We start from the raw sequence: 11,934 nt of genomic DNA, 5'->3' as shown, positions 1-11,934 counted from the left end.
AATGGACAGCCTTTTTATGGTTAATCAATCGTGCCGAACAGTCGTCCGATTTCGTCTTTCAAGTCATCCGGCAGCGGTGCTGTGACAGTGACGCGTTCTTTTGTGATCGGATGGGTGACATTGATTTCGATCGCGTGAAGAGCCTGCCTCGGAAAAAGCCCTTCTGAACCGCCGTATAAAGTGTCGCCTGACAAGAGATGACCGATGCTTGCAAGGTGAACACGTATTTGGTGGGTCCGGCCTGTCTCCAGCTGCAGCCTGCATAGTGTAACATCGTGCCGGCTGTCATACCCTATCGATTCAAAATGGGTCACGGCGGGCTGTCCGGAATTGGACACCCTTCTTCTAACGGGATGGTACCTGTCTCTGCCGATCGGCGCCGAAATGGTTCCCGTTTTTTTTCTGAATTTCCCTTCCGCTACAGCTAGATATGTCCGCGCCAGTTCTTTTCTTTGCAGCTGTTCGTCTAAAAGGGCGTGGGCGAGGCGGTGCTTTGCAAAAACGACAGCGCCGCTCGTATCCTTGTCAAGACGGTGGACGTGCCGGACTTTTCGCTCCTCCCCGTTCATTTGAAAATAAAACGCCACAAGGTTGCTCAGCGTGCCGGTCTGGCCAGCTTCATTCGGATGTGTCGCCATTCCCGCCGGCTTATTGACAATGAGCATATGATCATCTTCAAACAGAACGGGAAGTTCCCCGTATTCAGGGACGATTCCGCTTTCTTCTTCCTCTCTGAGATCGATCATCACGCTGTCTCCGCTCTCAAGCTGAACGTTATGATCCACGGGTTTATGATTCACTTTAATTTTCTCATTTGCGATCCAGTATTGAATGACAGGCTTCGATGCTTTCGCTTCTCTTTTTAAATATGCAAATAAATGTTCGCCGTGATGCCGGCTGCCTGCATTAAAGATTAAGCCGTGATTTTTTTGGTTCATTTTTACTGCTCCTTTCTGTAAAAAGCGTTGAGCCATTAGGAAACACTTACCTTCACAGCCCATTGTTTATGTATGCTATTCTGTTTGAAGAGATTTGAACAAGGGATGAAGGGTGATCAATTTGCGAATTGTAAAGGCAGCAACTGAAGAACAAGAAATTTATATAGAAGAGCTTGTATCAGAGCTGTATCAAATATTTCCATTGTACTTGAATAAACAAAAAATAAAAGAACTTAAAAAGCAGGGCGTGCTTGAATTGAAAGAGGATGAATACAAAGGAACGCTCGATGAAGCGTTTCAGATTATGACAAGCCTGCAATTGATCCATGCCTTATTAACTAAGGCGAAGCGCCGGTGGGTGCTGAAAGACCGTGATTTGTTCGATAAAAACTGCCGCAAGCTGAATGACTGCGGTCTGTACTTCCCTCTGACATCTGCCGACTTTCATATCGTGAATACCGACAATAAAATGCTGATGTAAAACCGGCTTTTGCCTGAATTGAAAGAGCTTGTTCCGTTTTCGGAAAAGCTCTTCTTTTTATGAAAAGATGATATAAGAAAAAAGCGGAAAACACAATGAAATGGTGCCAACTTCCTTTTTAGCATGTACATGACCTGTGCATACTAACAATCGAAAGGGGTGCAGTCTATTGACGACAATCAGCAATGCGATGTCTAGACAAGTGGCAACAATTTCTTCCAATCAAACGGTTCAAGAAGCGGCTGAGTTGATGAGCCGCCATAATATAGGGGCGATCCCGGTCGTGGATCAAGGCGTGTTAAAAGGAATGATCACAGACCGTGATATCACGCTCAGAACGACAGCGGAAGGCCAGGATGGGCAGACACCTGTTTCAAACGTTATGACAACAAATGTTGTTTCAGGGAATCCGAACATGAGCCTTGAAGAAGCATCACAGCTGATGGCTCAGAGCCAAATCCGCCGTCTGCCGATCGTCGATAACAACCATTTAGTCGGGATTTTGGCGCTCGGGGATCTGGCGGTAAACGAAATGTCCAATGAATCTGCCGGACAGGCGCTTACGAACATTTCCACTCCGGCACGGACTCAGTAAGAACGGAAGAGCTTGCCTCTTACAGCAGGCTCTTCTTCATTTATACATACCGGTTTTTAGTGTCTTCTCTTTTCAAGGGGCGGCAAGAAGGATACAATGAATGGTGCAAACAGTCAAAAGGAGTTGGGCTAAAGCGCGATGATTAAAGCAGTGATATTTGATTTTGACGGTCTTATTTTAGATACAGAAACGCATGAATATGAAGTGCTCCAGGAAATTTTTGAAGAGCACGGCTCAGAGCTGCCAATGTCGGTTTGGGGAAATGTCATCGGCACGGCCGCCGGGTTCCAGCCGTTCTCTTATCTGGAGGAGCAGCTGCAAAAAAAGCTGGACCATGAGCAATTGACGAAATTGAGGCAAGAGCGTTTTACGAAAAGAATGGAAAGCGAAAAAGCGCGTCCCGGTGTGGAAGCTTATTTGTCCGCGGCGAAAGAGCTCGGTTTAAAAATCGGCCTGGCGTCAAGCTCGGATTATAAATGGGTGTCCCAGCATTTGAAACAAATCGGCCTGTACGATGATTTCGAGTGCATCAGAACGGCCGATGATGTTGAGGAAGTCAAACCGAACCCGGAACTCTATTTAAAAGCGGCGGAATGTCTCGGTGTAAAGCCTGAGGAGTGCATTGCTTTCGAAGATTCTGTCAACGGATCAATCGCCGCGAAAAGAGCCGGAATGAAATGTGTGATTGTACCGAATAAAGTAACGAAAAGCCTGCTGTTCGAGCATTATGACCACCGTTTGGAATCAATGGCGGAAATGGAGCTGGAGCAGCTGATTGAAAAAATTTCCGACCCATCATAAAGAAGGCAGAGGAGGAATGGGACGTGTCTGAAAAACTGGATCTTTCCCGCTTTGAAAAAAAGATTGTCATCCGCAATATTGAAGAAAAAGATATCGACAGTATCATCGGGCTTCAAGAGCTATGTTTTCCGGGAATGATCCCATGGAAACGGGAACATCTGGAAAGCCATTTGGAACACTTCCCGGAAGGCCAGTTTTGCGCAGAGCTTGACGGAGAAGTGATCGGTTCCTGTTCAAGCCTGTTGATCAACTTTGATGAATATGATGACAGACATACATGGCAGGATATTACAGACGACGGGTATATTACGAATCATAATCCCGACGGCTTAAACATGTACGGGATCGAGGTTATGGTTCATCCTGAATACAGACGGATGAAGATCGGCCACCGTCTCTATGAAGCGCGAAAAGATCTGGCAAGGCGCTTAAATTTAAAGAGCATTATCATCGGCGGCAGGATTCCGAACTATCATAAGTACGCTTCCGAGATGACGCCGAGGGAGTATGTCGAACAAGTCATCCACCACCAGATCTATGATCCGGTCCTTTCGTTTCAACTGTTGAACGGTTTTACGATGATGAGGATCAACCCGAACTATCTCCCGGATGACAGAGCATCAAGCAAATATGCGACATTGATGGAGTGGAATAATGTCGACTATTTGCCGCAGACGAAGCGCTATTACAAATCAGCTTTTCCGGTGAGAATCTGTGTGATTCAATATGAGATGAAGCAGATTCATTCCTTCGAGGAGTTTGCCAACCAAGTCGAATACTATGCAGATGTAGCTTCAGACGCGGGAGCGGATTTTGCCGTCTATCCCGAAATCTTTACGACGCAGCTGATGTCGTTTCTTGAAGAGCGCTCACCAAGCCTGGCCGTTCAGCGGATTACCGAATATACAGAAGACTATATCAGCCTGTTCACAGATCTTGCCGTTAAATACAATGTCAACATTATCGGCGGTTCCCACTTCGTTGAAGAAGAAGGGAAGATCTACAATATCGCTTACTTGTTCAGAAGAGACGGAACGATCGAAAAGCAATATAAGCTTCATATTACCCCGAATGAACGAAAATGGTGGGGCATCAGCAGGGGGGACGAAGTGCGCGTCTTTGACACAGACTGCGGCAAAATCGCGATCCAGATCTGCTATGACATCGAGTTCCCGGAACTCGGCAGAATCGCAACCGAAAAAGGGGCCAAGATTATTTTTACCCCTTTCTGCACGGAAGACCGCCAAGGCTACTTGCGAGTCAGATACTGCGCTCAAGCAAGAGCGGTTGAAAATCAGGTGTACACGGTTATTTCCGGTACGGTCGGCAATCTGCCGCAAACCGAAAATATGGATATCCAATATGCGCAATCCGCGATTTTCGCTCCTTCAGATTTTGAATTCGCAAGGGACGGAATCGTCGGCGAATGCAATCCGAACATTGAAATGGTGGTCATCGGCGATGTCGACCTGGAAATTCTCAGAAGACAGCGGCAGGACGGAACGGTCCGGCAGCTCAAGGACAGACGCCATGACATCTACCGGATTCATTATCAAAAATAGCAGATTCGTGTGCCGGCCGCTTGAGGCCGGCTTTTTCATGTTGACTTTTATCTTTATTTTTCATATATTGTAACTATTAAAAGGAGGTGGAAAAGATGAATCAAACTGGTAAGCGCATGACGGATATGCAAGCTCATCTGTATATTTGTCGCGCGATTTTTTCCGGGGAATGCGTATTACGGGATCAGTCTGCCCTTTTTTACACATTCAATTGGAAAAAATACCAGTGAGAGACATCTGCCCACAATCGGATTTTCTGATGCTGACGGCGGGGTGTAAGCTCTGCCGTCTTTTTTATGCTCAGTGTCTCTTCACGGGATGCGGAGGAAAGATAGATGATAATATGCAGTTTGCAACGTGTCGGGCAAACATACGGAGGACATACGATTTTCAGCGGGCTGTCATGGGACCTGCACCAAGGGGAGCGAATCGGTCTGATCGGACGAAACGGGGAAGGGAAAACGACGTTGTTAAAGCTGATCGGCGGCCAAATGAAACCTGATGAAGGCCTTGTGACTTGGAAAAAAGGATTATCAACGGGGCTCTTGGAGCAAAATCCCGCATGGGACGGCAGGAAAACGGTAAAAGAGCTGCTCTATGACGTTTTTCATCATTATGGGACACACAGCAGAAGCTTTCCCGGATTGAACGGCAATTGGCGGTTGAAAAGGACGCGGAAAAACTCAGTCTTCTTTTGGAAAAGTACGGGGCTTTGCAAGATGAATTTCAGCGAAAAGGCGGCTACAGCATCAGTGCGCAAATCGAACGGGTGGCGCACGGTTTGAATATTGAGCGGCTACTCGATGCCGAGTGGCGGGAGTTAAGCGGAGGAGAACGGACGAAAGCGGGTCTTGCCAGGCTTCTCTTGGCAGCTCCGGATCTGCTTTTGCTGGATGAACCGACAAACCATTTGGATTTGACAGCGATCGAATGGCTGACATCTTTTTTAAAGCAGTACAAAGGCACAGCAGTCATCGTATCGCATGATCGCTATTTCCTGGATGAAGCGGTCACCTCAATTCTTGAAATCGACCAGGGAGAGCTTCACTTTTCCAAAGGCGGCTATACACATTATGCCGATGAACGGGAAGAGCGCCTCATGAGAGAATTTCATGACTATCAGGATCAGCAGAAGAAAATCAAAAAAATGAAGGAAACGATCAAGCGGCTGAAGGAATGGGCGAATCGCGCCAATCCTCCGAATGACGGCCTGCACCGGCGAGCGAAAAGCATGGAAAAAGCTTTGGAACGCATGGAGAAGGTGAAAAAACCCGTACTGGAACGCAAAAAGATCGATTTAGCTTTCAGCATGGATGAACGAAGCGGAAAAGATGTCGTCAAGCTTGAGGATGTCTGCAAAAGCTTCGGTGAGCGGGCGCTTTTTGACAATCTCAGTATGCATGTCCGTTTTCAGGAGCGCGCCGCCATCGTCGGGGAGAACGGCAGCGGCAAAACGACGCTGCTCAACATCATTAGCGGAAAGGAAACGCCGGACAGCGGTGACGTGCAGCTTGGCAGCAATTTATCGGCCGCATATCTGACGCAGCATGTCGGCGAAATGGAGGAAGAGCGCACGGTTTTAGCCGAATTCCGTGAACATGTTTCTGCATCAGAAGGCGAAGCCAGAATGTTGCTTGCAAAGTTTTTGTTTTTTGGCCAATCCGTCTTTCAAAAAGTGAAAGATTTAAGCGGAGGCGAACGGATGCGGCTCCGCTTGGCCCAGCTCGTTCACCAAAACCATAATGTGCTGATCCTCGATGAGCCGACAAACCATTTGGACATCGAATCGAAGGAGATGCTTGAAGAAGCATTAAGTCAATTTCAAGGGACGATTATTGCGGTTTCGCACGACAGATACTTTCTTGACCGGCTTTTCAATGTTACCTGGTGGCTTGACGGCAGGAAACTCATCAAGTACGAAGGGAACTATACATTCGCAAGAGAGAAACGGCGGCAGGATTGACACATTTTTATCACATTTGATAGGATATTGCTACAGTTATAGAAGGCAAAAGCAATGGAATGTATGCACGGACTGTATATATTCTCTTTCGATATCTTAATTCTGCTTGATTTTGTTGTATGGGTATGCATACAAGTTAGGCAGCATTCAAACGCCTGGTTGACACAGGTTATTTGAGTGCTGCCTTTTTTTATTGTCTTTCTGCCATAACTGTGAGAATAGAAGAAATCATGGAGGGGTTTAGTATGGCTTTTCGAAAACCGGATGAAATAGCGGATGCGGCAATTGAAGCAGGAATGAAAAAAATACAGCTCCCGCTGCCGTCTCTGCTTGTATTGGGGTTTTTAGGCGGCGCATTTATCGCGCTTGGGTACTTGCTTGATATCAGGGTAATCGGCGATCTGCCGAAAGAATGGGGAAGCCTGTCCAGCCTAATCGGAGCTGCGGTATTTCCTGTCGGTCTGATACTTGTGGTGCTCGCTGGCGCTGAATTGATCACAGGGAATATGATGTCCGTTGCGATGGCTTTATTTTCAAGAAAAATATCACTGAAACAATTGGCGGTTAACTGGGGAATCGTTACGATGATGAACTTAATCGGCGCACTGTTTGTTGCTTACTTTTTCGGACATTTGGTTGGATTGACTGAAACAGGCCCTTATTTAGAAAAAACGATCGCCGTTGCACAAGGAAAACTGGATATGAGCTTCGGCAAGGTTCTCATTTCCGGCATCGGCTGTAACTGGCTTGTATGTCTTGCGGTATGGCTTTCTTTCGGCGCACAAGACGGAGCAGGAAAAATCCTTGGCATCTGGTTCCCAATTATGGCTTTTGTCGCAATCGGATTTCAGCACGTTGTCGCCAACATGTTTGTGATTCCCGCAGCCATTTTTGCAGGCTCGTTCACATGGGGGCAGTTTATCGGAAACATCATTCCGGCTTTTATCGGCAATGTCATTGGCGGAGCCGTGTTTGTCGGTCTCATTTATTTTATTGGATACCACAAGAAAGACCGCTCTAGACAAGAAATAAAGCGGGTATCATAAACAAAGGGCAAATCCACTCGATGAAACATACAAATGCCGACCGTTTTTGGAAAAAGATGATGATGAAATGGGATTAGGCGGGTGTGCTTATAGAGTAAGAAAAAAGTAACGGAGGCTGAACAACATGACAATGAGACAGCTGAATGTGATACACAAGGAAAAGCTCATGGCTCATTCAGCCTGCGGAAGAATTCGTGTCCTTCCTTAACCAATGCTTATCGCACCCATTAAAATCGGAATAGACGGACATCCGCAACTCCCCGCAGACAGTAGAGGCATTGGTTGTCTTCTTTTGTCTGCGGTTTTTATTTGCCCGCGGCAGAAAAAATGATGCCACTTGAAAGGGGGGAGAGTGATATATGGAAGTTTCATGATGACAGTGAAAAAGGCAGTTGCATTTGCCCAAACCAGCAAGACTGAAAAGGCTGCCGGTCATATAAAAATCCTGAAACATGCCTATTGCTTGAGCACTGCCAAGATCAAAGAACCGCCAGAAAGTCATCACCCGGCATATATGGGAGGCCCGCAAAATCGTTTGTCTGTTTCAGGGAAAACGGAATGTGAGTGAACAAGTTCTCCTTACAGCCGCATCCCAGAACATGAAGAAGATTGCCGCACACCTAGCCAAGCAGGGCCGGGTATACGGGAGCTCTTTTTCTGCAAACGGGCTGGAAACACCGTTGAAAACAAACGGAATTTTCTATATGATTGATAGTATTAATGAGAACGGTTATACATAAAAAGAAGGTGCATCATGGAGTTTGTGCTTGTTTTACTGCCGGTTTTCGGGATATTTGCGATCGGGTTTATCGGACAAAAGCTGCTTCATTTTGATATTCAGAACCTATCTAAAATGTCCCTGTATTTAATGTCTCCGTTTTTAGCATTTGATACGTTTTATGAGAACAAGCTGACGATGGATTATATCTATATGTCTGTCTATTGTCTCGGCCTCTGTTTCACTTTGATTCTATTTGTCTACCTCATTTCATATGTTTACGGGTATTCCAATCAGGAGCGGTGCGCTCTCGTTTTATCATCCGCTTTCATGAATAACGGAAACTACGGCACTCCCGTCGTCCTGCTAGTCTACGGCACGGCCGGGCTTGATATCGCCGTTGTGCTGATGGTGCTTCAGCAGCTTGTCATGAGCACGATCGGCATATATTATGCAGCGAAAGGAAGCCCTCAAGCGGGCGGATTTAAAATCGTGATGACAAGGGTTATCCGGATGCCGGTCGCATACGGTGCGCTGCTCGGCATATGCTTTCAGCTGGGGCATATTTCGATTCCCGAACAGTTAATGACGGGAATTAAATTGGTGGGGGATGCTGCGATTCCGACGATTATGATTATTCTCGGCATGCAGCTTGCGGTGATCTCCTTTCAACATATCGAATACCGGAAAATTTCTTACTCGCTCTTGCTGAAATTATTCGTGTCTCCGCTCATTGCCTTGGGGTTTGCGCTGATTCTTCCCGTCGACGGACTGGTCAAAGAGATCATGGTGTTGGCGGCGGCCATGCCGACGGCGGCGAATACGACTTTGATGGCGGTTCAGTTTGAAACAAAGCCGGAAATCGTTTCAAGCGCGACTTTTATCAGTACAATGCTCAGCATCGTCACCCTTCCGGTCGTGCTGTGGCTGCTTTCATTATGGGGCTGACCTGAATCTTTCAGGCGGCCTTTTTTCCGGCGAAAACAAAAAGGCAGCTTGAAACGGCGGCTGATGACATGGCAAGCCGCCGTTCCCCAGAGTTTACCCGCCTATTTGCAAAGCGATATTTCCAAACTGCTCCCCGTCTTTCATCCGTTTAAAGGCCGCAGCCGCTTCTGATAAAGGAAACACTTGATCAAGTACCGGCTTAAGCGAATGGCGTTCGATAAAATCAATCATTTGCCGAAATTCTTCGAGGCTGCCCATCGAAGTGCCGATGATGCTGATTTGCGGGAAAAAGAGCGAGCGCAGCGGAAGCTGGATGCTGTCTCCCGAGCTGGCGCCGAAATTGATGATCCTTCCGTTCGGCTTGATGACATCGAAATAATTCGCAAAAGTTGCCGGGCCGATGCTGTCGAGGATCAAATCAACCCGTTCCCCGCCCAAGCTTTCTTTCCACAGGCCGCGGCTTTCAATTGCGAGGTCCGCCCCATAGCGGAGCGCTTCTTTTCTTTTTTCTTCGCTTCGGGAGGTTACAGTCACCCGCGCGCCCGCTGCCTTTGCCATGAGTACCGCATTTGTGGCGACGCCTCCGCCGACTCCCGGTATTAAGATATGTTCGCCTTTTTTTAAATGTCCTTTTGTAAATAAAGCCCTGTAAGCGGTCAGAGCGGATAAAGGCAGGACGCCTGCTTCCTCCCAGGAAAGGTGCGCCGGCTTTTTCAACACGTGCTTCGCCGGGACGATGACATGCTCTGCGAAGGTTCCGTCAGATGGGCCGCCGAGAATGTCGGGTACTTGCGGAACAGAATCCGTATATTCCCAGCCGATGCTCGGATTGATGATCACCTCTGTATGAACGGCGAGGCCCTGAATGCCTTCGCCTGTCTCTTCGATCGTGCCTGCTCCGTCGGAGCCGGGTATAAACGGGGCATCACCCGCCTCCCTGGATTGAAAGAGGAACAAGTCACGGTGGTTCAGCCCGGCCGCTTTCAGTCTGATTTTGACTTCGCCCGGACCGGGCGTTTTGTCGGAAACGTCTGTATATTTCAGCCCTGAAAGGCCCTTGATTCCTTCATGGATGATCGCTTTCATAAAAAATTCCCCCCATTCGAGTTGGTTGTGTTAAATTATGGACATGAATGAAGGTAAATGTAAAATGATTTGCCCGGGGACCGTGAGAGGCTTCTGTTTATAAAGGATTGCAATGAGGCGGAAATTCCATTAGTGTAATACAGAAGCAAGATAGCAAGTGAAGGAGATGGAACATGAGTTTTCACGATCAAAAAATTTTGCCTGCGGTACGTAATATGAAGCAGTTTGATACATTCTTGGACAGCCCATTTTCATACGGGGTCCTGCTTGACATCCACCTTGGACAGCTGGGAGGCGTCATCAGTGCGGCCAGATCCCATGGGAAAAAAATGTTTGTGCACGTCGATCTGATCCAAGGAATTAAGCATGATGAATACGGTGCGGAATTCATTTGCCAGGAAATGAAACCGGCGGGCATTCTTTCTACAAGATCAAGCGTTATCGCAAAAGCAAAGCAGAAGAAAGTGTATGCGATCCAGCGCATGTTTTTAATAGACACAAGCGCCATGAAGAAGAGTATTGAACTGGTGAAAAAGCACAGACCCGACTATATAGAAGTGCTTCCCGGAGTGGTGCCGGAACTGATCAAGGAAGTCAAAGAAATAACCGGCATTCCGATCTTTGCGGGCGGGTTTATCCGTACTGAAATAGACGTCGAGCAGGCGCTTGCAGCAGGGGCATCCGCAGTCACCACCTCAGACACTGATCTATGGAAAAAATACTGGAAGTAAAAATTTAAAATGTGAAAAATTATTGACAACGCTTTCACTATACGATACGATCTTACTAAGTTAATACATTGTGACGGAGACTCGGAGACCACAGCAGTTCTTTACTCAGTATGATGTAAAGAAAGTTTGCTGTGTTTTTTTATGGTCTTATAGACACAGTGGAAAAGGTGAGCCCATGGTGTTCATCTTTAAAATAACACTTCATAATAGATTTTAGGAGGGATAGCCTTGACAGCATTTTGGGGGGAAGTTATCGGAACGATGCTGCTCATCGTCTTTGGAGCTGGAGTTTGTGCAGGAGTTAATTTGAAAAAATCGCTGTCCCATCAATCCGGATGGATTGTGATCGTCTTCGGCTGGGGGCTCGGCGTGGCCATGGCGGTATATGCCGTCGGCGGCATCAGCGGAGCGCATTTAAATCCCGCCGTGACATTGGGGCTGGCATTTGTCGGAGATTTTCCTTGGGAAGAAGTGCCTTCCTATATTTTGGGGCAGATGATCGGCGCATTTTTAGGGGCGGTGCTCGTTTTTATTCACTACTTGCCGCACTGGAAAGAAACCGAAGATCAAGGCGCGAAGCTGGGAGTATTTTCGACAGGTCCGGCGATTCCAAATACATTTGCAAACCTGTTCAGTGAAACATTGGGGACTTTTGTTCTCGTTCTCGGACTTTTAACGATCGGTGCAAACAAGTTTACTGACGGACTGAATCCGCTTGTTGTCGGATTTCTGATCGTGGCGATCGGGATCTCGCTCGGCGGAACAACAGGCTATGCGATTAACCCTGCCCGCGATTTGGGGCCGAGAATCGCCCACTTTGTCCTTCCGATTGCAGGCAAAGGAAGTTCAAATTGGAAGTACGCGTGGATTCCTGTTTTAGGACCGGCGCTCGGCGGTTCATTTGCAGGCGTTTTTTACAATGCCGCATTCAAAGGGCACATCACCAACACATTTTGGATTGTAAGCGTTATACTAGTTGTGATATTGTTAGGTTTCTATATTCATATGAAAAAACAATCGGTTGATCAATCGGTCAACATTTAAAAAAACGCAATCTAAACAGAC

General features: G+C 47.1%; 12 protein-coding genes and 1 pseudogene. 11 read left to right on the top strand and 2 right to left on the bottom strand.

Annotation, left to right across the window (positions count from 1 at the left end; genetic code table 11):
• Positions 1 to 20 precede the first annotated feature (20 nt).
• Positions 21 to 938: an RluA family pseudouridine synthase gene (locus tag ACVC9U_RS14195; RefSeq protein WP_441391184.1), complete on the bottom strand. Its 918-nt coding sequence runs from the start codon at positions 936 to 938 to the stop codon at positions 21 to 23.
• Positions 939 to 1,050: 112 nt separating this feature from the next.
• Here ACVC9U_RS14195 and ACVC9U_RS14190 point away from each other — a divergent pair, with 112 nt between their 5' ends.
• From ACVC9U_RS14190 to ACVC9U_RS14150, 9 genes and pseudogenes are all read left to right on the top strand, one after another.
• The gene (locus ACVC9U_RS14190; RefSeq protein WP_020450698.1) at positions 1,051 to 1,419 is read left to right on the top strand and encodes a YhcU family protein; all 369 of its coding nucleotides are present in this window, start codon (positions 1,051 to 1,053) and stop codon (positions 1,417 to 1,419) included.
• Positions 1,420 to 1,609: 190 nt separating this feature from the next.
• The gene (locus ACVC9U_RS14185; RefSeq protein ID WP_411802123.1) at positions 1,610 to 2,014 is read left to right on the top strand and encodes a CBS domain-containing protein; all 405 of its coding nucleotides are present in this window, start codon (positions 1,610 to 1,612) and stop codon (positions 2,012 to 2,014) included.
• 138 nt (positions 2,015 to 2,152) lie between these two features.
• A complete protein-coding gene (locus ACVC9U_RS14180; protein WP_059230677.1) occupies positions 2,153 to 2,815 on the top strand; it encodes an HAD family hydrolase in 663 nt (220 codons plus the stop codon).
• 23 nt (positions 2,816 to 2,838) lie between these two features.
• Complete coding sequence (locus ACVC9U_RS14175) at positions 2,839 to 4,377, top strand: bifunctional GNAT family N-acetyltransferase/carbon-nitrogen hydrolase family protein (RefSeq protein WP_020450701.1); 1,539 nt, start codon at positions 2,839 to 2,841, stop codon at positions 4,375 to 4,377.
• Between the two features lie 335 nt (positions 4,378 to 4,712).
• A pseudogene (gene abc-f / locus ACVC9U_RS14170) lies at positions 4,713 to 6,340 on the top strand (ribosomal protection-like ABC-F family protein).
• A gap of 245 nt (positions 6,341 to 6,585) precedes the next feature.
• A complete protein-coding gene (locus ACVC9U_RS14165; RefSeq protein WP_075755438.1) occupies positions 6,586 to 7,386 on the top strand; it encodes a formate/nitrite transporter family protein in 801 nt (266 codons plus the stop codon).
• A gap of 373 nt (positions 7,387 to 7,759) precedes the next feature.
• A complete protein-coding gene (locus ACVC9U_RS14160) occupies positions 7,760 to 7,954 on the top strand; it encodes a hypothetical protein (RefSeq protein WP_154495915.1) in 195 nt (64 codons plus the stop codon).
• Positions 7,947 to 8,126, top strand: a complete 180-nt coding sequence (locus ACVC9U_RS14155; protein ID WP_075755442.1) for a hypothetical protein — start codon at positions 7,947 to 7,949, stop codon at positions 8,124 to 8,126. Before ACVC9U_RS14160 ends, ACVC9U_RS14155 begins: the two co-directional genes overlap by 8 nt.
• 14 nt (positions 8,127 to 8,140) lie before the next feature.
• Entirely contained in the window at positions 8,141 to 9,052 is a 912-nt protein-coding gene (locus ACVC9U_RS14150; protein WP_075755444.1) for an AEC family transporter, read from the top strand.
• 93 nt (positions 9,053 to 9,145) lie between these two features.
• Here the strand turns inward: ACVC9U_RS14150 and ACVC9U_RS14145 are convergent, their stop codons facing one another.
• Positions 9,146 to 10,138, bottom strand: coding sequence for a quinone oxidoreductase family protein (locus ACVC9U_RS14145; protein ID WP_075755446.1), 993 nt, complete (start codon positions 10,136 to 10,138; stop codon positions 9,146 to 9,148).
• A 173-nt stretch (positions 10,139 to 10,311) separates the two neighbouring features.
• Between ACVC9U_RS14145 and ACVC9U_RS14140 the strand changes: the two genes are divergently transcribed.
• Both ACVC9U_RS14140 and ACVC9U_RS14135 read left to right on the top strand, forming a co-directional pair.
• A complete protein-coding gene (locus ACVC9U_RS14140; protein WP_075755448.1) occupies positions 10,312 to 10,869 on the top strand; it encodes a glycerol-3-phosphate responsive antiterminator in 558 nt (185 codons plus the stop codon).
• 228 nt (positions 10,870 to 11,097) lie between these two features.
• On the top strand, positions 11,098 to 11,913 hold the full coding sequence (locus ACVC9U_RS14135; RefSeq protein WP_075755450.1) for an MIP/aquaporin family protein: 816 nt from the start codon (positions 11,098 to 11,100) through the stop codon (positions 11,911 to 11,913).
• Positions 11,914 to 11,934: the final 21 nt, after the last annotated feature.

The sequence above is a fragment of the Bacillus sp. GM2 genome, assembly GCF_056155945.1.
The sequence above is the reverse complement of the archived record's forward strand: the minus strand, read 5'-3'. Positions and strand labels throughout refer to the sequence as shown.